General features: G+C 69.2%; 23 protein-coding genes and 1 pseudogene. 9 read left to right on the forward strand and 15 right to left on the reverse strand.

Going from position 1 to position 20,958, the window contains the following annotated elements:
- Window positions 1-4: 4 nt before the first annotated feature.
- The 7 genes from OG798_RS09670 to OG798_RS09700 form a co-directional block, all read right to left on the reverse strand.
- Window positions 5-748, reverse strand: coding sequence for an SDR family NAD(P)-dependent oxidoreductase (locus tag OG798_RS09670; protein ID WP_121417059.1), 744 nt, complete (start codon window positions 746-748; stop codon window positions 5-7).
- Window positions 745-1,716: a fumarylacetoacetate hydrolase family protein gene (locus tag OG798_RS09675; protein WP_267060973.1), complete on the reverse strand. Its 972-nt coding sequence runs from the start codon at window positions 1,714-1,716 to the stop codon at window positions 745-747. Before OG798_RS09675 ends, OG798_RS09670 begins: the two co-directional genes overlap by 4 nt.
- A gap of 115 nt (window positions 1,717-1,831) precedes the next feature.
- On the reverse strand, window positions 1,832-2,770 hold the full coding sequence (locus OG798_RS09680; protein WP_267060974.1) for a VOC family protein: 939 nt from the start codon (window positions 2,768-2,770) through the stop codon (window positions 1,832-1,834).
- Between the two features lie 13 nt (window positions 2,771-2,783).
- Complete coding sequence (locus OG798_RS09685) at window positions 2,784-3,794, reverse strand: amidohydrolase family protein (RefSeq protein ID WP_121417056.1); 1,011 nt, start codon at window positions 3,792-3,794, stop codon at window positions 2,784-2,786.
- The gene (locus OG798_RS09690; protein WP_121417055.1) at window positions 3,791-4,954 is read right to left on the reverse strand and encodes an FAD-dependent oxidoreductase; all 1,164 of its coding nucleotides are present in this window, start codon (window positions 4,952-4,954) and stop codon (window positions 3,791-3,793) included. Before OG798_RS09690 ends, OG798_RS09685 begins: the two co-directional genes overlap by 4 nt.
- A 152-nt stretch (window positions 4,955-5,106) precedes the next feature.
- Window positions 5,107-6,069: a cyclase family protein gene (locus tag OG798_RS09695; protein WP_121417054.1), complete on the reverse strand. Its 963-nt coding sequence runs from the start codon at window positions 6,067-6,069 to the stop codon at window positions 5,107-5,109.
- A complete protein-coding gene (locus tag OG798_RS09700; RefSeq protein ID WP_121417053.1) occupies window positions 6,066-7,049 on the reverse strand; it encodes a fumarylacetoacetate hydrolase family protein in 984 nt (327 codons plus the stop codon). Before OG798_RS09700 ends, OG798_RS09695 begins: the two co-directional genes overlap by 4 nt.
- 121 nt (window positions 7,050-7,170) lie before the next feature.
- Between OG798_RS09700 and OG798_RS09705 the strand changes: the two genes are divergently transcribed.
- Window positions 7,171-8,154, forward strand: coding sequence for a LysR family transcriptional regulator (locus OG798_RS09705; protein WP_267060975.1), 984 nt, complete (start codon window positions 7,171-7,173; stop codon window positions 8,152-8,154).
- 246 nt (window positions 8,155-8,400) lie between these two features.
- Here the strand turns inward: OG798_RS09705 and OG798_RS09710 are convergent, their stop codons facing one another.
- A complete protein-coding gene (locus tag OG798_RS09710; protein WP_328756809.1) occupies window positions 8,401-9,681 on the reverse strand; it encodes an MFS transporter in 1,281 nt (426 codons plus the stop codon).
- 336 nt (window positions 9,682-10,017) lie between these two features.
- Window positions 10,018-10,353 (reverse strand): DUF6069 family protein, encoded by a 336-nt coding sequence (locus tag OG798_RS09715; RefSeq protein ID WP_267060977.1) that lies wholly within the window; start codon window positions 10,351-10,353, stop codon window positions 10,018-10,020.
- 235 nt (window positions 10,354-10,588) lie between these two features.
- On the opposite strand from OG798_RS09715, the gene OG798_RS09720 reads away from it, so the two are divergent.
- The 6 genes and pseudogenes from OG798_RS09720 to OG798_RS09745 all read left to right on the forward strand — a co-directional run bounded on the left by OG798_RS09720 (window position 10,589) and on the right by OG798_RS09745 (window position 14,628).
- Window positions 10,589-11,092, forward strand: coding sequence for a MarR family winged helix-turn-helix transcriptional regulator (locus OG798_RS09720; RefSeq protein ID WP_121418612.1), 504 nt, complete (start codon window positions 10,589-10,591; stop codon window positions 11,090-11,092).
- Window positions 11,093-11,169: 77 nt separating this feature from the next.
- Complete coding sequence (locus OG798_RS09725) at window positions 11,170-12,081, forward strand: TIGR01777 family oxidoreductase (RefSeq protein ID WP_121417051.1); 912 nt, start codon at window positions 11,170-11,172, stop codon at window positions 12,079-12,081.
- 169 nt (window positions 12,082-12,250) lie between these two features.
- Window positions 12,251-12,708: pseudogene (locus tag OG798_RS09730) on the forward strand (MFS transporter); the annotation flags it as partial.
- A gap of 9 nt (window positions 12,709-12,717) precedes the next feature.
- Window positions 12,718-13,098 (forward strand): DUF4982 domain-containing protein, encoded by a 381-nt coding sequence (locus tag OG798_RS09735; RefSeq protein WP_328760008.1) that lies wholly within the window; start codon window positions 12,718-12,720, stop codon window positions 13,096-13,098.
- A 763-nt stretch (window positions 13,099-13,861) separates the two neighbouring features.
- Entirely contained in the window at window positions 13,862-14,209 is a 348-nt protein-coding gene (locus OG798_RS09740; RefSeq protein WP_328756810.1) for a hypothetical protein, read from the forward strand.
- Window positions 14,197-14,628, forward strand: coding sequence for a tyrosine-type recombinase/integrase (locus OG798_RS09745; protein WP_328756811.1), 432 nt, complete (start codon window positions 14,197-14,199; stop codon window positions 14,626-14,628). Before OG798_RS09740 ends, OG798_RS09745 begins: the two co-directional genes overlap by 13 nt.
- A gap of 34 nt (window positions 14,629-14,662) precedes the next feature.
- Here OG798_RS09745 and OG798_RS56515 read toward each other — a convergent pair whose 3' ends face one another.
- The 6 genes from OG798_RS56515 to OG798_RS09775 all read right to left on the reverse strand — a co-directional run bounded on the left by OG798_RS56515 (window position 14,663) and on the right by OG798_RS09775 (window position 18,681).
- On the reverse strand, window positions 14,663-14,878 hold the full coding sequence (locus OG798_RS56515; RefSeq protein WP_183127458.1) for a helix-turn-helix domain-containing protein: 216 nt from the start codon (window positions 14,876-14,878) through the stop codon (window positions 14,663-14,665).
- The gene (locus OG798_RS09750) at window positions 14,875-15,423 is read right to left on the reverse strand and encodes a WhiB family transcriptional regulator (protein WP_121417049.1); all 549 of its coding nucleotides are present in this window, start codon (window positions 15,421-15,423) and stop codon (window positions 14,875-14,877) included. Before OG798_RS09750 ends, OG798_RS56515 begins: the two co-directional genes overlap by 4 nt.
- A 427-nt stretch (window positions 15,424-15,850) precedes the next feature.
- Window positions 15,851-16,183 (reverse strand): DUF6087 family protein, encoded by a 333-nt coding sequence (locus OG798_RS09760; RefSeq protein WP_328756812.1) that lies wholly within the window; start codon window positions 16,181-16,183, stop codon window positions 15,851-15,853.
- Between the two features lie 32 nt (window positions 16,184-16,215).
- On the reverse strand, window positions 16,216-17,403 hold the full coding sequence (gene tgmC / locus OG798_RS09765) for an ATP-grasp peptide maturase system methyltransferase (protein WP_328756813.1): 1,188 nt from the start codon (window positions 17,401-17,403) through the stop codon (window positions 16,216-16,218).
- Window positions 17,393-18,370 carry an ATP-grasp ribosomal peptide maturase gene (locus OG798_RS09770; RefSeq protein ID WP_328756814.1) on the reverse strand — a complete coding sequence of 326 codons (978 nt, stop codon included), beginning with the start codon at window positions 18,368-18,370 and terminating at the stop codon, window positions 17,393-17,395. Before OG798_RS09770 ends, tgmC begins: the two co-directional genes overlap by 11 nt.
- 41 nt (window positions 18,371-18,411) lie before the next feature.
- Complete coding sequence (locus OG798_RS09775; RefSeq protein ID WP_328756815.1) at window positions 18,412-18,681, reverse strand: ATP-binding protein; 270 nt, start codon at window positions 18,679-18,681, stop codon at window positions 18,412-18,414.
- A 390-nt stretch (window positions 18,682-19,071) separates the two neighbouring features.
- Here OG798_RS09775 and OG798_RS09780 point away from each other — a divergent pair, with 390 nt between their 5' ends.
- Entirely contained in the window at window positions 19,072-20,325 is a 1,254-nt protein-coding gene (locus OG798_RS09780) for a helix-turn-helix domain-containing protein (RefSeq protein WP_121417044.1), read from the forward strand.
- On the forward strand, window positions 20,310-20,840 hold the full coding sequence (locus OG798_RS09785; RefSeq protein WP_328756816.1) for a GNAT family N-acetyltransferase: 531 nt from the start codon (window positions 20,310-20,312) through the stop codon (window positions 20,838-20,840). The genes OG798_RS09780 and OG798_RS09785 overlap by 16 nt, the downstream gene beginning before the upstream one ends.
- Window positions 20,841-20,958 lie beyond the last annotated feature (118 nt).

Genomic DNA, 20,958 nt, shown 5'->3' on the forward strand with positions numbered 1-20,958 from the left:
GCTGCTACTGGTGAAGGGCGTCGGAGATCGACTTGACGCCGCCGTGCGCCGTGAGGCCGCCGTCGACCGGGATCTCGGCGCCGGTGATGAAGGACGACTCGTCGGACAGGAGGAAGACCACGAGCGGGGCGACCTCCTCGACCGTGCCGGTGCGGCCGAGTGGCGTCTCCCGGATGTTCGCCTCGCGGAACGCGGGCGCCGCGGAGGCGGTCATGTCCGTCTCGATGAAGCCGGGATGGATCGTGTTCAGGCGGATGCCGCGGGGTCCCAGCTCCATGGCGGCGGTCTTCGACAGACCGCGCAGCGCCCACTTACTGGCCGTGTAGGCGACCGGGTAGTGGCCGGTGAGCGCGGCGGACGAGCCGACGTTCACGATCGAGGAGCCAGGCGGCATCAGCGGGGCCAGGTGCTGGATGCCCAGCAGCGGGCCGGTGACGTTGACCGCGTGGACCCGGGCCATGTCCTCAGGGCGTACGTCGTCGATCCGGGCCCGCCAGGTGATGCCCGCGTTGTTGACCAGGCCGTGCACCTGCCCGTACGCCTCACGCAGGTCGGCGGCGAGTTCCGCCCAGTCCTTCTCGCTCGTGACGTCGAGACGGCGGCAGCCGGGTGACTCCGTGACGTCGGTGGCGATCACCCGGGCGCCCTCGCGGGTCAGCGCCTCGGTCTCCGCGGCGCCCTGGCCCCCGGCCGCGCCCGTGACCACGACGACCCTGCCGAGGAGCCGTTTGGGATGGAGATCGGTCACGGCCGCTCCCTCGTGCGGCGTCGGGCGACGGGAACGGTCATGGGGTCCGGGCCGGCCACCACGGTGTTGGAGACGGAGCCGATGCCCTCGACGGTGAGGGTGACCGTGTCGCCGGGCTTCAGGGGAGGCGGGGACTGCTCACCCCGTACGCCCCACAGTTCGGCGAGGCAGCCGCCGTTGCCGCAGGTTCCGGAACCGAGGACATCGCCGGGGCGGACGACGGTGCCGCGTGAGGCGTAGGCGACCATCTCCTCGAAGGTCCAGCTCATGTTGGACAGCAGATCCTTGCCCACGACCTCGCCGTTGATCTCGGCGGTGAGCGCCAGACGCAGGAAGCCGTCCGCGTCGCGGTACTTCCCCAGCTCGTCGGCGGTGACGAGGTACGGACCGAGCGTAGTGGCGGTGTCCTTGCCCTTGCAGGGGCCGAGGCCGACCTTCATCTCGGCGGACTGCAGGTCCCGGGCCGACCAGTCGTTGAAGACGGTGTAGCCGACGATGTGGTCGCGGGCCTGCTCGGGGGTGAGGTCGCGGCCCTCCTTTCCGATCACGGCGGCGACCTCCAGCTCGAAGTCGAGCACGCTCGACCCCGGCGGCATGGGGATGTCGTCGTGCGGCCCGTACATCGCGTAGGGGTTGCCGAAGTAGAACGTCGGGGCCGCGTACCACCGCTCCGGTACCCCGGCGGCCCCGTCCAGGGACCGCCGTACGCCCTCGACGTGTTCCTCGAAGGTGACGAAGTCACGCACGGTGGGCGGCTGGAGCGGCGCCAGCAGGCGTACGTCGGAGACGTGGGGGCCGGCCGGGACGTCGAGGGTCGCGGAGCCCGCGTCGAGCAGTTCGGGCAGACCGCCGCCCTCGACGAGCAGGCCGGTCAGTGAGCTGACGCCGGGCAGGGGGTGGAGCGTGCCGTCCTCTGCGACGACGGCCACCTGGCGTCGGTTGCGGTACTCGTACGTGGCGAAACGCATGGCGGTTTCCTGTCGGCTGTCGGCATGAGGGGTGGGCACGAAGGCCGGGGGCGCGGCAGGGGAGTCAGGGCAGTGACAGGGTCACCGCGCCCCCGGGAACTCAGGGCTTCGCCGATCAGACCGGCGGGGCGACGAAGACGCCGCGGTCGACGTCGTTGAAGGACTCCTTGGTGACCAGTTCGTTCATGGGGTTGGCGGTGCCCCACTGGTCGGTGACCTCGGGGTTCGAGAAGTCGTAGACGTGCGGGTGCCAGGTGTCCTCGTCCAGCAGCTCCAACTCCGTCGTGTACTCGACGGTGTTGCCGTGCGGGTCGAGGAAGTAGGTGAAGGTGTTGTCGCCCGCCATGTGCCGGCCCGGCCCCCAGATCTTGCGGGCGCCGGAGCGGATGACACGGCCGGAGCCGCGCATGTACTCGTCGATCCCGCGCATCTCGAAGGAGATGTGGTGCAGCGAGGTGTGCGGGCCCTTGGCGATGGCCATGGAGTGGTGCTGGTTGCTGATCCGCATGAAGTGCATGACGTCGCCGATGTGCGGATGACCGAGCGTGTCGGACAGCCGGAAGCCGAGGTGCTCCTCGTACCACGCCTTGGTGTTGTCCAGATCCGGAGAGTTGAGGACGACGTGCGACAGCTTGACCGGGATCGACTCCTTCTCCTCGATCCTGCGGTGCTGCCGTACCTCGACGTCGGCGGAGACCTCGATGGTGCGGCCGTCGACGTCGAAGAAGCGGAAGCCGTAACCGCCGCCGGGGGTGTCCACCTTGCCCGGCTGGGTGACCAGCTCAACACCCCCGGCGAGGAGTTGCTCGGCGAGCGTGTCCACGTCGGCCGGGCTCGCGGCGCCGTAGGAGACGAGGTCGAGGCGCTTCTCGTCGGCCTTGCGCAGCCGGACGACGTACTGCTCGGGGGAGCCCTCGGCGGCGAGGAAGGAGATGCCGGAGTCCTCGGCGACCTTGGTCAGGCCCCAGACGCCGGCGTAGAAGTCGAGTTGCTTGTCGTAGTCCGGCACGGCGAGGTCGACGTGGCGGAGGTGGGTGAGCAGGCGGTTACTCATGGGGGGGTCCTCCTCAGACGAGGTTGAGCAGAGCGGCGGCGTTTCCGCCGCGGACGGAGTGGAAGTCGGTGTCGGGCAGGTCCGCGGCGCGCAGCGCGCCGAGAGGGTCGTCGGTGCCCATGTCGAAGGGGAAGTCGGAGCCGAGCAGGACCCGTTCCTGGCCGACCGCTCGCAGCAGCTCCCGCAGCACCTGAGGGTCGTGGACGAGGGAGTCGAAGTACAGCTGCTTCAGATAGCTGCTCGGTTCCCGCTCACAGCCCCGGGCGTCGGGACGGGCCCGCCAGGCGTGGTCGGAGCGGCCGATGTGGGTGGGCAGGTAGCCGCCGCCGTGCGCCGCGATCAGCTTCAGACCCGGGTGGCGGTCCAGGACGCCGGAGAAGATCAGGTGGGAGAGGGCGACCGCGTTCTCGGTGGGCTGGCCGACGGTGTTGGACAGGTACCACTGGCCCAGGCGCTCGTCGAGGGTGCAGCCGAACGGGTGCAGGAAGAGGAAGGCGCCTGTCTCCTCCGCTCGGGACCAGAGGGGTTCGTACGCCGGGTCCGACAGCTCGTGGCCGGGCGCGTGCGAGGAGATCTCCACACCCCTCAGCCCCTGGTCCAGGGCGTGGTCGAGCAGGCCGACCGCGAGGTCGGGATGCTGGAGCGGGACCAGGCCCAGGCCGTGCAGGCGGTCGGGAGCCTTCGCACAGTGTGCGGCGGTGCCCTCGTTGGCCAGCCGGCAGACCTTCTCGGCCAGTTGGGGCTCGGCCCAGTAGTGGTAGTGGGACGGCGAGGGGCTGACCAGCTGGATGTCCACGCCCTGCGCGTCCATGGCCGCCAGGCGCACCGCGGCGTCCGTCAGCTTCGGCACGCGCGCCCCGACCATCGGACCGTTCACTGCCAGGGCCGCCGGGCCGTTGCGGCGGGCGTCGAGGGCACGGGCCTCGGCGAGACCGGGATGACCGGCGACGGCCTCCTCGACCTCCGGGAGCAGGAGGTGGGCGTGGACGTCGATGGTCGGCGCGGAGGATGCGGTGGTGGTCACGGGCGCTCCTTGAGGAGGTTCATGGTGCGGCCGACCAGCCCGGCCATGTCGGCGTCGCGCACACCGTCCAGCTGCCACTGGCCGATCTGCATGGACGCCGCGACGACGGTGCGCACCCGGGGGATGCGGCGGTCGTGGTAGGCCCGGAGCAGCTCGTCGTCCCAGTCCCGTCCGCTGGTGAGCAGCTCGGCGAGGACGAGGGCGTCCTCCAGGGACATCGCCGCGCCCTGGGCCATGGTGGGCGGGCAGCAGTGGGCGGCGTCGCCGATCAGCACGACCCGGCCCCGGTGCCAGGACCCCTCCACCAGCAGGTGGTCGAACCAGGTGTAGTTGACCTTCTTCGGGTCGGTGATGTGCTCGGTGATCTCCGGCCAGACCCCGCCGTAGCTCTGCGCCAGGCGGCGCATCTCGTCGGCGTAGGTGGCCGGGTCGATCGAGGTGCGGTCGCGGCACCCTTCGACGACGTACGCGTAGATGGTGTTCTCGCTGGTGGGGCAGTAGCCGGCGATGTAGGCGGGGCCGCCGTAGGCGAGGTCGGTGCGCGTCACGCTCTCGGGCCGCGGGGCGGCGATGCGCCAGATGGCCATGCCGGTCGGCTCGGGTTTGTCCGTGATGCCGATCGCGGCGCGGGTGGCTGAGTTGAGACCGTCGGCGGCGATCACCAGGTCGTAGCGGCCCTCGCTGCCGTCGCTGAAGCGCACCGACACGCCGTCGGCGTCCTGCTCCAGCGCTTCGGCGGTGGTGCCGAGACGAACGTCGGCGCCGGAGGCGCGGACCGTGTCGATGAGGATCTGCTGCAGCTGGGGGCGCTGCATGCCGATGGTGGCGGGCAGGTCCTTTCCGCCGGTCTGGATGTCCTCGGCGACGAACAGGACGGTGCCGTCGGGGGCGGTCACGCCCAGCGAGCCGAAGGCGTATCCGGAGGCTTTCACCTGTTCCCACACGCCCAGTTCGCGCAGGACCCGCAGGGCGTTGCCCTGGAGGGTGATGCCGGAGCCGGTGGTGGCGTTCCAGTCCGGCTTGGCCTCGATCAGGTCGACGGCGATGCCGGCGCGGCGCAGCAGGATGGTCACGGCGTTGCCTGAGGCGCCCCCGCCGATGACCAGGACGGTGGGTGTGCCCCCGGCTGGAGGCTGGGGAAGAGTGCGGCTGTCAGCCATGTCGGGGATTCCTCCCGGGGTTGGGCCGCGCGACTTCGGGCGGCGGGGGCTGCGGCTCGCCCGCTGGGAGTGCGGGCCAGAGGTGGGGACGGGGGTGCGGGCCGGATGCGCCTCTGCTGTCCGGGGAACGGCGCATCCGGCAGTGGTGCGGGCTACTTGACGGCGATCGGGTTGACCGGGGATCCGACGGCTCCGGTGATGGGGAGGGGAGCGGCGGTGAGCCAGAACTCGTACACGCCGTCGTCGGCGCAGTCGGCGGCGAGTGCGTCGAGGTCCCACATCTCGCCGATCAGCAGGCCCATGTTGGGGATGACGACCTGGTGCAGCGGCTGGAAGGCGTTGTCGAATTCGTTGGGCCGTACCTCGAAGCCCCAGGTGTCGGTGGCGATGGCGGCGATCTCGCTGCCGTGCAGCCAGCCGGCGGTGGTGAATGACAGGCCGGGCGCGGGGCCGCCCGCGAAGTCGCCCCAGCCGGCCCGCCGGGCGCGGGCGAGATGTCCGGTGCGGACGAGCACGATGTCGCCGCGGCCGACGGTCACCCCGTGGGCCTCGGCGGCCCGGGTGAGGTGCTCCTCGGTGATGGCGAACCCGTCGGGCAGCTCGCCGTCCGTGCCGACGACCTGGCCGACGTCGAGGAGCACGCCACGGCCGGCGACGTACGGTGCCATGTGCTCGATGCCGGTGACGAGGTCTCCGTCGGAGGTGACCACCTTCTCGGCGGCCCGTCCGTTCCACGCCTTGCCGTGGTCGAAGATGTGCCCGAGGCCGTCCCACTGGGTGGAGCACTGCAGCGGCATCGCGATCACGTCGTCCGCGCCGCCGATGCCGTGCGGGAAGCCCTGGTTGCCCAGCGCCGCGTCGGTGCCCGTGTCGAGCATGGTGTGCACCGGGTTGGTCCGCCGGCGCCAGCCCTTCTGCGGGCCGTTCATGTCGAACCGCTGCGCCAGCGAGAAGCTCACGCCGCGGCGCACGAGCGACGCGCCCTCGCGCCGCTTGCCCTCGTCGAGGAAGTTCAACGTGCCGAGCACGTCGTCCTCACCCCAACGCCCCCAGTTGGAGTACGCCTTGGCGGCCTCGGCTATCGCGCCCTCCGGGTCGCGGCGGTCCAGGCTCATGCCGTTCCCTCCGCGACACAGCGGGTGCGCTGCACGCCCAGACCGGTGATGGAACCCTCCATGACGTCGCCGTCGCGCAGCAGCCGTCCCCAGTGGATGCCGTTGCCGGCCGGGCTGCCGGTCAACACCAGGTCACCGGACAGGAGTTGAGCCGTCTGCGAGGCGTACGACACCAACCGGGCGACTCCGAAGAGCATGTCCTTGGTGGACTCGTCCTGCATGGTCTCGCCGTTCAGCTTGAGCGTGACCCGCAGGTCACCGGTGTCCGCGATCGACTCGGCAGGTACGAGCCACGGGCCGAGCGGCGTGAAACCGGGAGCGTTCTTGCAGCGCAGCCAGTCGGTGCCGATGGCCTTCATGTCCCGGCGGAACACGGTGGCCCGGTCGGTGAGATCGTTGGCGATGGTGTACCCGGCGACGTACTCCAGGGCCTCCTCAACCGTCACCCGGTAGGCGGGCTTGGCGATGACGGCCGCCAACTCCAGCTCCCAGTCCGGCTTTTCGGCCCACGAGGGCAGGACCACGTCGTCGTACGGGCCCGTGATCGCGCTTGGCAGACCGATGAACACGTACGGCAGGTCCTCAGCGGCCCGGCGGTCCATGACCGCGGCGATCTCCGCTCGCGCCTCCTCGACCGTACGCGGGTCGTCGGGAGAGCGGTGGGCGACCTCCAGGTCGATCACGTGCTGCCGGTAGTTGGCACCGGACTGGAAGATCTGCCGCGGCTCGATGGAGGCGTGCACCCGCAGGCCCTCCAGCGGACGCCAGCCGAGGGCATCGTCGTCCGCCAGGGCGTGCAGGAGGGGGAGGGTCTCCTCCCACCGCTCCACCACGGCGCGCACGCTGGACGGTGCCCAGGCCAAGACACTGCTCAAGTCGAGCACCCGGCCCTTGGCCAGGAGGCCGGGAAACGGCTCCCCGTCCTGAGTGGAGAACGTGCCGAGCGCGAACGGGCCGGCAGGTTGCGCGAGCGTTGCCATCTGATTTCCTCCTGCTGGGTTGCGGTCTACTCTGGCCCCGATCGGTTAATCACGGAAATCAATCCTGTGGATGTGCCGAATCCATGACATGGATGACTCTCGCTTGCTAGGTGGTTGCCCGGTGAACCTGTCCCGACTCGACCTCAATCTGGTCCTCGCCCTGCGCGCGCTGCTGGAAGAGCGCAATGTCACCCGGGCCGGCGAGCGCATCGGGCTGAGCCAGCCCGCCATGAGCGCGGCGTTGTCCCGGCTGCGCCGCCATTTCGACGACGAGTTGCTCGCCCGTACCGGCAACTCCTACGAGCTGACCCCGCTCGGCACCGCCCTGCGGGACCGCAGCGCCACCGCGTGCGACCTGCTGGAGCGGGTCTTCTCCAGCCAGGCCGACTTCGACGCGGCCGCCGAGACCCGCGAGTTCACCCTGCTCGCCTCCGACTACGGAGCGGCCGTCTTCGGCGCCGCACTCGCCCGCGCCCTGCACCAGGAGGCGCCCGGCATCCGGCTCACCTTCCAGCACCCGGCACCGTCCGTCGTGGAGAACACCGCCACCGTGCTGAGCACCGTCGACGGACTGCTGATGCCGCACGGCGTGATCGACGGCTTCCCCGCCGTCGAACTCCACCAGGACCGCTGGCTGTGCATGGTCGCCGATGATCACCCCGAGATCGGTGACGAACTCACCCTGGACCAGCTGGGGCGTCTGCCCTGGGCCGTCTACCAGCGTCCCTACGACGCCCCGGCCGCCCGCCAGCTCAGCATGATAGGGATCAGTCCCCAGGTGGAGGTGTCCGTGCAGACCTTCCAGCTGCTGCCCCACATGGTCGAGGGCACCCGCCGGGTCGCGATGATCCAGGAGCGCCTGGCGCGCAAGGCGGTCCGCTCCGCCGCGGTGCGCGTCCTGCCCTGCCCCTTCGAGGCGGTACCGGTGCGGGAGGCGATGTGGTGGCACCCGGTGCACGCTCAGGACGCGGGCCATATCTGGCTGCGTCAGAAGGCCGCGGAGGTGGGCGCGACGCTGACGGGCAACGGCTACAGCACTGGCAAGGGCCCAGGGAAGGCCGTGCCCGTCGACCAGAGCGCGGGGCTGCCGCCGGGCCGGCTCTGACCGGGCCCGGCGGCAGCCCGTGAGCGACGCGCTGTCGGCGGGCGGACTGGCCGCCCTCAGAACCAACGCTCCGGCAACCGCCGGGGACGACACCCGTATAGCGGGCGGACCGGCTACCCTCAGGCCAACGCTCCGGCAACAGCCGGGAACGGACGACATCCGTACAACGGCCGGCCCGCGCGCCCTCAGGCCAACCGCTCCAGCAACGGCCAAGGACCGACAGCGCCCGTACACCGGCCTGCCCCCTCAGGCCAACTGCTCCGGCAACGGCCGGGGATCGACGGCACCCGTACGACGGCGGGCCGCCCACAGCCCCGCCGCGACGAGGGCGGCGGCCAGCCCCAGCACGCCCACCGCACCGGCGAGACTGCCGACAGCAGACTCCCCGGCGAGCAGCACCAGCGGGCAGACGAACTCACCGCCGAAGAAGGCCGCCGTCCACAGCCCCGTGCCACGGCCGCGGTCCTCGAACGACAGACGGGACATGGCACTGGTGAGAAGGGCGGGAAGCAGCATGCCGGTGCCCACACAGTTGACGACCGCCCCGATGACCAGCAGCGGGGCGTTGCCCGCGAGGAACATCACCCCGAAGCCGACCGCGCAGACCGCGAGAACGACGGGAAGCATCGGGTCGGGAGAACGCTTGAGCCGGGCGAAGGTGACCGCTCCCCCCACGGTGGCGGCACTGGCGATCGCGGTGGCCAGTCCGATCACGCCGGTGTTCTCCACCCCGAGGTCGTCGAGCAGGTACGACATCTCCACCGGGACGGTGTAGAAGACCATCGCCCCGAAGAAGGTGAGGGCACAGATGCCCGCCAGCTGCCGCCAGGGGAACGGGCGGCGGGCCTCCGCCTCGGCCGGAGCCGCGGCCGGGACCTCGTCGCCGTCCGCACGGGCCGCCGGGTTGGGCAGGGCGGTTGCCATCAGCGGGGCCAGCACCAGGCTCACGGCGTACACCCAGAAGGGCATGCGCCAGCCCGCCGATCCGGCGGCGCCGCCGAGCACGAAGAAGACGGTGGCCGATGCCGAGGCGCACATGGTCTGCAGGGCGAGGTACTTCACCCGCTGCCGACCACTGTAGTAGTCGCCGATCAGGGTCGTGCAGGCTGTCATGATGGCGGCCTCGGCGACTCCGACCAGGGCGCGGCTGGCGATGATGCCGCCCAGCGAGTCCAGCCAGAGCGGGGCGGTGCCGAACGCGGCGTACAGCAGGGTCGCCACGACCAGCAGGCGCTTGCGGCCCACCCGGTCCACGATCACACCGGCGAACGGGGCCAGCAGCGCCAGCGCGAGCGCCGGGACCGTCAGCGCGAGGGGCACCAGCGCCTTGGCCCACGGGACCGACGCGAAGTGGTCCTGCATCTTCGGCAGCACCGGGGCGATCAGCACCGCCCCCAGGATCGGCAGACAGCTGCCCGCCATCAGAAGGGTCACCCGCAGCAGATGGGCAGGGCCCGACACGGCGACGGCTGACGGAGCGGTGGCATCGACCGCGGCGGGAGGCGGCGGGGGCAGGGAACCGGGCATGGCGACTCCAGGGGACGGCGTAAGGGAGCGGGCATGCCTCACGGGCGCCGACGACGCACGGCATGCTGGGGGACTCGCACGCCGGCGGCATCCGGACAGCGGCGTGCGGTAGCGACGACTATGGGGGCGCCAAGGCGCCGGTGCCATCCCCAGCGCAATCCGAATCCCGTATCCGGGTTATCCACGCGGTGGATGGGATGGGCAACCGTCACGCAGACGGAAGACGTGCACGGCCGTTCCTGCGCGCGAACAGCGGTGTCCCGGAACTCGGTCGTCCCGGCTCCCGGGACACCGCCCGCAGCCGGCAGCCGGCACGGTCGCGCACGCCAGGCAGCGTCAGCGGACAGTCAGCGGCAGGACGCGCCGATAGGCGGTGACGGCGGCGACCGCGACCACCACATGCATCACCATCAGCGCAGCGACGGCCAGCGGTCCACTGCCGGGCGTGCCGCCACCGAGCAGGGACAGGTCGGGCGCGAACGACGCGACCACGAGCACGGGCACCAGCCACCGCAGCAGCCCCGCCGGGTTCTTGGCGACGCGACGGACGACCGCCCAGCCGATGGCGCCGAGGACGACGCCGAACACCGTCAGCGGCGCGTACGCGGAGAGGTGCAGCGGATCGAAATCGTCCGACGCCCCCGCCGCGTGGGCGAGCACTGCGACCACCACGTTTCCGAGGACGGCCACAGCCGCCGCGAGAAGCCCCGCGACCAGGCGCGGGAGCGCGGCGCGGGCGGGGCGGACGATACGGCTTCGGGGACGGAACCGGACATGGGGACCTCCTGTGGAGAGCTCAAGAACGACAGGTGCAGCGGCCAGAAAGGCAGGCGTTTGATTTCTCAAACACCGGGGACGCTACTCCGAAGTGTTTGAGCAGGCAAACATCTCGGTTAGAGTGGCCGGCATGACATCCCCCCGGTGGCTCACTCCCGAGGAGCTGCGAGCCTGGATCAACTTCCTCGACTGCTCGACGTTGCTGAGCGACTACCTCGATCAGCAGTTGCGGCGCGACGCGGCCATGACGCACGCGGACTACAGCCTCCTGGCCCGCCTGTCCGTGGCACCCGACCGCGCTCTGGGGATGTCCTTGCTCGCCGAGCAGTTGAAGTTCACCCGCAGCCGCCTCACGCGCGCGGTGATCCGCCTGGAGGAGTCGGGCTACGTGCGGCGCCGGGAGGATCCGGCCGACGGACGGGGACAGCTGGCCGAACTCACCGAGGCCGGCATGGAGTTGATGGCCAAGGCCGCCCCCGGCCATGTGACTGCCGTCCGCCGCGTGGTGTTCGACGTCCTCAGCCCTGAACAGGTGGAGCAGCTCGCCACCATCACCGCCACCGTGGTCGCCTCCCTCAAGCAGGCCGGCGAGGAGGACGCCTACCCGGCGGCCCTGCCGTGGCATCGCCGCTGACTCCGAGAACCTCGAAGTCCGACAACCATCCCGGGTGGCCACAAGGCCACCTGCCCAAGCTCGTTCGGGAGGACGCCATGCGCGTCGCGATCACCGGGTCCACCGGACTCATCGGATCCGCCCTCACCCACTCGCTCCTCACCGACGGCCACCAGGTCGTTCGCCTCGTCCGCGACCGGTCGGCGCGCCCCGCGGGGGACGGCAGCGAGGCGGCGGGGTGGGATCCGGTCGGAGGCCGCGTCCAGCCCTGTGCGCTGGACACTGTGGACGCCGTCGTGCACCTGGCCGGCGCCGGGGTCGGAGACAAGCGCTGGAGCGCCGCGTACAAGGAGGAGATCCGCCGCAGCCGCGCGCTGGGAACCCGGACCATCGCGCGGGCCTGCGCCGAGTCGTCCACCCCGCCCCGCGTCCTAGTCTCCGCGTCCGCGACTGGTTACTACGGCGACACCGGCGACCGGACCATCGAGGAGAGCGCGCCGCCCGGGGACGACTTCCTGGCTGCCGTCTGCGTCGGCTGGGAGGCCGCCGCGGACACGGCCCGGGAGGCGGGCATCCGGGTGGTACACCCTCGCACCGGCCTGGTGGTCTCCGCCAAGGGCGGAGCCTTCGGCAGGCTCTTCCCGCTCTTCCGCTTCGGCCTGGGCGGCCGACTCGGTTCCGGCGACCAGTACTGGCCGTTCATCTCGCTGACCGACCACATCGGGGCACTGCGCTTCGCGATCGACGACGAGACGCTCTCGGGCCCCGTCAACTTCACAGTCCCCGAACCGCTGACGAACCGCGAGATCACGCGAGCGATGGGCCGCGCCCTTCATCGCCCGACGATCGCCTCCGTCCCCGCTTTCGCCCTCAGAGCGGCGCTCGGCGAGTTCGCCACGGGCATCACAGGCAGTTGCCGCGCCGTCCCTGCGGCCCTGGACAAGGCGGGCTTCACCTTCAGCCACCCCACGATCGACACGGCACTCCGCTCCGTTCTCCACACGAGCTGACAGGTAGGGAGGGACGGCTTCCTGATTCCAGACGAGCGTCTCGACGCGCCGTTCGATCTGAGCGCGGCCGGTGAGGAAATGACACAGACCTGAGACTGAGAAACCGCTGAGCCCACTGCGGCCAGGTACGAACTCGCTGCTCAGAAGAGCGTCTGATGACGCGGCCAGCATGGTGTTCCCAATCGTTCCCCACCTGCCTCGGCTACTGGACGCCGCGCTGGCGGACACCGCGTGGGCCGTAACCGCCACCCTGCTGTGCGGCGCCGTCGCCACCCCGGTGATGGGACGGCTCAGTGACATGTACGGCAAGCGCCGCATGCTCCTGCTCGGCGTGGCCCTGCTGGTCGTGGGCACGGTGGTGTGCGCACTGAGCGATTCCCCTGGGTCCGCTGATTGTCGGCCATACGCTGCAGTGCCTGGCGAACGGCGTGATCCCGCTGGGTGTGAGCATCATGCGCGATGTGCTGCCTGCCGAGAGGCTCCCCACGGCGACCGCGTGATGCTCGGCTCCACCGGCGCGGTGGCGCCCTGGACCTGCCCGCCGCCGCCCTGATCGCCGACAGCTTCGACTGGCGTGTGCTGTTCTGGACCTCCGCCACGCTCGACGTCGTCGCGGCCGCCCTCGTCGACCACCTGATGCAGGCATGGCACAGCGTGGACGTCCTCCACGTCGCCGCCGCCCAGTGGAACCACCGTGCCGGCATCGGTCCCCGCGGCGCCCGCGGATACGAGCAGACGGTCACCGTGTACTCCAACGCGGCCAGGGTCGAACTCTTCCACAAGGGCAGGTCGCTGGGCACCAAACCGACCGACACCATCGGCTACGTGGCGTGGACGGCGCCCTTCGTCGACGGTGACAACAAGCTCACCGCCCGAGCGATCACGCCGGCCGGCAAGCGGCTGACCGACCGGGCGACGGTCCGCTTCACGTACCACGCGCCTCAGCTCGCCGACCCGGAGGTGCCGTTCCGGCGGAGGGTCCGTGCCCTGCCTACTGGGCTCTTGCGTCCCCGCTGAACGTTGGCCCTGTGCCCTGTGCCCTGCTCCGCGCTGCGTCGCTACAGCTACCCACGTTCGCAGCCCGGAACAGCGAACCGGAGCAGAGCAAACCTCATCGACCACCGTTCAACCGGGCCCATCCCCGAACGCAGAGACCCCCGCCAGAACGAGCCGACAGGGGTCAACATCAGTCACAGCGGTCACATGCGTGTCACCAACAGTGTCGACACACCTAGACCACAAGGCCCTGACCAGGCCAAACGCTCCCGACCTGGACCACGTGGACATCAAAAGACGGTTCTGACCACCTGTGCCATGTGGTACCGCACACGCAGGCGCCTTCCATAAGGCGTCGCCCTTCCAGCTGCCCTCAGCTCCTCCCGCGCTCACGAAGCCGCGGGACAGGAAAGATCCGCACCATACGCGGACCAACCGAGCCGCAAAGGCCCCCTCTTACACCATTACCCTCTGTGCCTGTTCCCGGCAGAGCCGGTGCCCCCATCCATACACCATTCGCTACCGCGACGCGACAGGCCGTCAAGTTGAGGAGACGGGGTACTCGACGCAGCCGGACGCGGTCGAGCAGCTGGCCAAAATTTACACCGAGAAAAGAGATACCCCTCGCCAACAGGCGGACCTTAAACGCCAGATCGCAAAACAACGCTTCGGGGAGTACGCCTCCAGCTGGCTGGCCCGACAGCGACACTATGCCCCAAGTAGCGTCCGCTCAGTCAACCAGGTACTCAACAGCCAAGTCCTTCCGACACTCGAATCCCGACGGATGAACTCATTCACGTCGACTGTCGTCGAGGACTTCATCATGTCGATGGAAGAACGTTCCGTCGGCTTGGCTGCGCAGCAGAATGCCTTCGACACCCTCAAAAAGATCCTCCTCGACGCTCGACGTCGGGGCGGCCTCACCGACGATCCCTTCGACGGGGTCATCCCGCCCGAGTACATTCCCCGGAAGATCACCATCCCGACGCTGGACGAGATCCACCACCTCAAAGAGGTCAGCAGTGATGAGCTGCGCGTCATCATCGACCTGATGTCCGGCTGCGGACACCGGCACGGAGAGGCCTACGCCGCCACTTGGAACGCATGGTCGCAGATGACGTGTATCGCATAACCGAGCAGATCGACGGCACGACGCGTCAACGGGCCCGTCTCAAGCACCGCAAGCCAGGGGAGTTCCGCGAAACCCCCATGCCGTCGACCGTCCGAGAGTCCCTGCTGCGGTATGAGAAGGACCACGGTGCCGATCCGAACGGATACCTCCTTCGGACCCAGCGATCCCCGTACTGGGCACACACAACGCTCGAATACCAGTGGAGCGCCACGAAGAAGAGAGCGGGCATCACCAGGAAGTTCACCACCTACTCGCTCCGTCATTTCTTCGCGTCCAACTGCCTCTCCAGGGGGATACCCGTCACGGATGTCGCAGAGTGGATGGGTCACAAGAACATCAACATGACCTTCAAGATCTATCGTCACCTCATGCCGGCGTCGATCGGACGCGCTGCCAAGCTCCTCAACGAGGGTCTGTAGCAAAAGAGGGGCCCGGGGAACCCCGGGCCCCTCGTCAGGAGACCTTCTGCTGCTTTGCCCAATGGTCCAGGTCAGCTACCTTGAACCTGAGTTTTCCACCGAAGTAGTACCGGGGCAGCCCATAACGGCCGGATTCTCGATACATCCAGCGCCGACTCAAGCCAAGGTATGCTGCCGCTTCATCAACTTTCAGATACTGATGACCGCGCCTCTCCCCCAGAGAATCACGGGCCGCCTTCCGGCCGCTCACGCCGGGATCCCCTCTGCAGTGGCATATGAGGCAGCCTGTTCTCCCTGGGAAGCGCCTGCGATCATACGGCGCTCTCGTCGGAACAGCTTCTTCACGTGAGCCTCGGACACCTTGAGAACTTCGGCCACTCGGAGAGTTGCCATCCCGGACCTAGACGCCAGGCGGACAAACTCCTGCCGCTCGGCTCCAGTGAGATGCACGTCCCTTCCCGAGAGTGCGGCCATGACACGGACAGAATCACAGCGGCGCTCAAAGCCGACCCGGACACCCTTGCGCTCAGCCGCCGTCATGCCGCCTCGGATTCCGTTCGTATCCCCGCAATCGAGAGCGGTTTCAAGGCATTCCATCCTGACCTGACAGGACGAGCAGATCCTTTTCGCCAAGGCAACGCGTTGATCATCCGCCGCCGTCGTCGGGAAGAAAAGATCGGGATCCCTCGCTACCGCAGCGGCCACGGCGCATGCCGCCCTCTCCTGCCAAGTTTGGTCCCCCCCTGATCCGGGGCCCGATGCGCCCTTCGTACATACCCGTTGCTTCCTGTTCAGATGCGTGTGCTCAGCCTGGGATCCGCAAGCGGTTCACCAGACGTACGTACAAAGCATCCAGACAAGTGCCGGTTTCCCTAACCGCGTATTGTCGGCTATGTTGCGACGCTCGTCCCGCAGGAGCGGGCCACTGCTGCCCCACCCGCCGATAACGTGGCCGAAGCCACAGCAGGGCGGACATGACGCCTACATGCGCAACAGAGGCCTCGGTCCTCGAAGTCAGCACACGTCCATATCGAGGGCCGCTCTCAGCCAGCGCACCCTGGACGACGCCCGCAGTCCTGCCCGAGCCCTGACCTGGCGCATCCGCCGCTTCGGCGAACGCCACGCCCCAAGCCCGAGAGCGCAGGCAGCCAACTCTCGCCAGGCCGCGGAGCGCCCCGCCACTCCGCCTTCACCACAGGAGTCTCGGGCTCGGCGACGCTGATCACGACCGCGCCCGACCACCACCGTCCGACCCGGACGCCGGAGGTTTGCAGTGCTTGCCGGTGCCGGAGCCGAGTGGCTTCGGCACCGGCCCAGGGGTTGGGGTCGGGGGCTCGCTGGCCTCCGGGTAGAGGACGGCCTTGGCCTCGGCCAGGTTGGCGGCGAAGCCGTGCGGCTCCCACGCGTGTCCGTTCCATCGCTCGATGGCGCGGGGCGCATCCGAATGCAGATGCGATGCCCTCGGGCCGTCACCGGAGACGACAGGCACGGCGCGCAGGCGGCCGATCTTCGCGTCACGGCGTTCCGCCCAGTCCTTCAGCGGTTCGTCGTTCATCCTGGCGTTCCCTCGCGTCGGCGGTGGTTGTCTCAGGAGGGTAGCGGCCACTGCGGGCCGTTCGGATTCCCCAGCCAGACCACCTGTGCGTCGCGGGAGACCGTCAGACCGAAGGCGGCGGTGCTCGGGGAGCCGTACACCTCCCACGTGGCCACCGCCGACTCGACCGCGTCCCAGAGGCGGCGCGGGCCGCCCTGACGGACCTGCCAGCCGCTGTCCACGGGAACGAGGACAGCGAAGGAATCGGTCACGCTGTCCAGCACAAACGTGCTGACTGGGCCGCCGTCGACCGCCATGGAGAAGGAGCGGACGTCCGGCGCTGCAAGCTGCGCCATGAAGGCCGGCCCGGAGCTCGTGAGAACGCCTGGCCCGTACGTTGCTCTCCGCTCCGTTCCATCATCGGGCCCAGGGAGCACGCCGAGGCTCTCCGGCGCGTCCTGCTGGCGGGCGATCATGAAGCTCGGCTCGTCCTCACTGAACCAACCGTTCGCGCTGTCGCCCGTGACGATGAGCTTGACCAGGCCGAGGGAGCGCATCCAGCCGCGCAGAGTGGTGAGGATGACGCCGCCGGGCAGTACCTGCTCCAGCCAGGCGGGAGGGATGTTGCGGAAGCCGCACGTGGCGATCAACCGGTCGTACGGGGCTCCGTCAAGGTGGCCCGCGCGGCCGTCCCCCACAAAGAGGTGCGGGGTGTAGCCGGATCCGGCGAGAGCCTCGCGGGCGCGCCGTGCCACGCCCTCATCCGTCTCGATCGAGGTCACCGCCTCGCTGCCGAGCCGGTGGCACATCAGTGCCGTCGAGTAGCCGGTACCCGTCCCGATCTCCAGCACATGCATGCCCTCGTGCACGTCCAGGTCGTCGAGCATCCGCACCACGAGGCTCGGCAGCGTGGACGACGAGGTGGGGGTGGCGTTGCTGACCGGCTGGGGGTCGCTCCAGTCGATGTCCCGGCTGTCGAACTGGGTCACCCATGTCTCGTCGGTGTAGACGAGCCCAAGCCATTCCTCCTGGCCAACGGTCTCCGGGGTGACGGGCTCCCAGGTGGTGACGCCCGGGACGTCGCTCTCCCGGTAGAAGCGTGGGACGAAGGCGTGGCGGGGCACGGCCCCCACCGCGGCGCGCCACTCACGCGACCGCAGTCGGCCGTCCTTCTCCAGTCGGTCTGCGAGCTGCCGCCGGAGGCCCGCTGCGGGCGTCTCGATTTCGGGCTCAGTGGGCACGAAGCCCTCCCTCCAGGAGATCGGCGAGTGCGGCGGTCATGGGCAAACCGGTCGGCGGCTCCATCCATGCCCACTGCCCAGAAGGGTTGCACTCGATGAAGATCCACTCTCCGGAATCGGTCAGGGCGAAGTCGAACGCCCCGAAGACAAGCCGGAAATGCTCTAGATAGGCACGCATGGCCCGCTCCACCACGGGTGGCGTGACCAGGGGCGTGTACGTGTGAGTGCCGTAATCCGTGCGCCAGTCAAGGAGGCCGGAGTCGATCCGCACCGCGAAGATCTGCTCTCCGATGACCGTGACCCGGACGTCCGCGACCTTGTCCACGCGCCTCTGGAACAGGTGCATGGTGCCGGCCAGTGACTCGTCGATCTCGTCGGCGGTCACCTCGGTCACGGGAACCGTCTGTGCCTTGCCATCGACCAAGTAGAGCGGCACCGAGATGGGTTTGAAGATGGCAGGGCCGTGCTGCTTGAGAAACGCCCGCGCGTCGTCGGGCACGTTGGTGATCAGCGTGGGCGGCAGGGTGAAGCCGGCCGCCACCGCGGCGGCGAGTCCGGCCGGTTTGTACTCGGCATCGCCGATCCGGTTCGGGTGGTTCACGTACAGGCAGCCGGGCAGCGAGGTGAGGACTCCGCCCAGCCCGTAGAGAACTTGCCGACGTAGCCCCTCAAGCACACGCACCAGGAGGGCTACCTCCGGCTCCCCGGACTCGACCGCGACTCGGCCCTCCTCGTACCAGCGCCGGAGATCCCGTTGCCACGCGATCTCCACCCGGATGGCCTCGGCGCGGATTGCGTCGAGCGTCAGGGAGGACTCCAACTGCAGCCGTACAAGGTCCGCAGGCGTCATGCGCAAAGGCTCGGCGAATATGGCGGCATCGAGATCGCTCATCGAGCCGAGGGGATCGAGAGTGAGTTCCACGCATGCCTCGCGACTGGGGTCGTTCACCAGCTCCTCGGCCTGCATCAGCCGTAAGGACACGCGGGGCCTCAGCACGGGTCCGGCACTTACAACTCGGCCCACACGACCTTGCCCCAGCGCTTCCGGTCGTAGCCCCACCTCCAACTGAGGGCGTCGACCAGGAGCAGGCCGCGTCCCTCCTCGGAGTCCTCATCTGGACTACCCGTCTCCGGCGTATCCCGGCAGGTGTCGGCGACGCCGATACGGACCACGCCCTCTGCCGGACGCGTGACCAGGACACGGACACTGCGGCAAGGAGTGTGGTCGATGGCGTTGTTGACGAGCTCGGCCACGACCTGCACCCCGAGCTCAGCCAACTCGCCTATGCCCCCAGGTGTTCAGGGCGGCGGAGACGAGCAGACGGGCTCGACGAGCGGATTCCGGCTTGCACGGCATCGTCTCGGTGTAGCCGGGGGTGCCGGGGGTGCCGGTAACAGTAGGTCTGGCTGCGGTCATGGTCACAGGAACATCCCTCCGGGGTGGACGCCCGCCCCCGCGATGGGGTGGCGCCGGGGCGGGCTCTCCTCCATGCCGTCGAGGGAAGGGGAGAGGCAGGACCTCGACGGCCTGATACCGAGTCAACGCCCTGTGGCCCAAGAGGAACAGGAAAGGTCGTGCTCCCACCGGCCGCTCCAAACCGGAAGACTTTGCGTACCCGTGACCTGCGGTCTGGTTCGGCTGGTGACCGCGGGTCTACGGTCGGCAGCATGGGAGCGAACGCCATCCTCAAGAGCCGGATGGAGGAACTCGGGCTCACACAGGACGAATTGGCTGATCGGATGAACGCTGCCCTGGCAGCAATCACCGGCAGGCCCGGCGATGTCTCGGCCCGCACAGTCCGCAACCTGCTCAACGGAACCTCCCGTCGTCCCATCGGACGTACATGCGCAGCTCTGGAGCGGGTGTTCGGGTGCCCCGTCGAGGATTTAGGGTTCAGCGCACCACGCACGATGCACCACCCGCAGGAGGACCCTGTGCGGCGTCGCACCTTCATCGCTTCGGCCACCGGCACCGCAGCCGCCGCGGCTCCGCTCGTGGCCCAGCGCCGCGCGGTCGGCATGTCGGATGTGGCCCGCGCCGCCGCCGGGATGAACGACCTCGTCGAAGCCGACGACCGTCAGGGCGGGCATGTGAAGTTGGAGAAGGCAGCCATCAAGGGCCGCGACAGCGTTCTGGAGTTGCAGCAACGCAACGCCGGCGAACGCGTCCGTCGGGCCCTGTACGCACTGGCCGCCGAGTTCTCCACCATCGCTGCCTGGTCCTGCATCGACGCCCGCAACCTCGAGCAGGCACAGCGGCACCTGAACGAATCCGCCACGTACGCCGGCCTCTCCCAGGACGGCCCGACCGAAATGCGGGTGTGGGTCAACCTCTCGATGCTCGCCTATCAGCGCCAGAACTGGCCGGAAGCGCTCGCGGCGGCGCAGGCCGCACAAGCCTCCTCTGCCGCTCGTCGTGACCCGTTCTTCGACTCGCTGGGGCGAGTCCGTGCCGCCCTCGCCTACTCGGCTCTCGGTAACGGCCGCGTCGCTGTGCGATCTCTGGGATCCGCCCAGGACGCCTTCACCAGGACGCCGGAACGCGAGCGGCCGCGCTGGACGGCCTTCTACGGCCAGGCCGAACTCGATCACCTCGCTGCCGTTGTCCACTACAACAGCGGACATCACGCCCACGCCGAGGCCATGGCGTACCGCGCTCTGGCCAAGATCCCGACAGCATTTCGGCGCAACAGGGCACTCGCCACTGCCCAGCTCGCCCTCGCGCAACTCCATCAGGGCGACGCAGAACAGGCCACGGTGACCGCCGCCGACGTCTTCACGATGATGGGCGGCGATCCCCTGCCCGGTCGTATGCGTACGCTCATCGGCGACTTCCACCGGGGCCTGTTCGTCCTGGCTCCTTCCGCCTCCTACGCACGGGACTGGGCAGACCGCATGCGAACCGAATGGAGTCGAGCGTGACCGACATGCGTCACTTCCAGCACGGAAATCTCCCCGAGTGCTTCCGGCAGATGCTCGTCGACGTACACGCCGACGCCTACGCCGACCAGATGGACGACCCCTTCCACCAGCGCTTCGCGTGGTTCGTCGACCACTGGTCGGGCATGGACGGCTTCTCCTGCGTAGTGGCGTACGACGGAGAAGAGCCCGTCGGCTTCGCCTACGGCGCCCCGCTCGCCCCAGGCCGCGAGTGGTGGCGTTCCACCGACTACGAGCCGAGCGGCGGCTACAGCTCCACCTACGCCGTCTCGGAGGTCATGGTGCGCCCTGGCTGGCGCAAGCAAGGCATCTCCGAACGACTCCACGAGGCGCTGCTGAAGGAACGCACGGAGGACCTCGCCGTGCTCCTGGTCGACGTGACCCACCCCAAGGTCCAAACCCTGTACGAGTCGTGGGGATACACCAAGGCCGGCGAGCAGCAGCCGTTCGCCGACTCCCCTGTGTACGCGGTCATGGTCAAGGACCTTCGAACGTGAGTCGGCTCCCCACGGACTTCACCAAGGCTCCTGCGAGCCAGGGAGTTCGATGCCCATGCTCCCCGACTGCGAAGGTTCGGGGGCATCACTAACCCCCCAAGGCAGAAGCGCGAGGAGG

Origin of the sequence: Streptomyces sp. NBC_00271 (assembly GCF_036178845.1) — a bacterium.
Classification (GTDB): domain Bacteria; phylum Actinomycetota; class Actinomycetes; order Streptomycetales; family Streptomycetaceae; genus Streptomyces.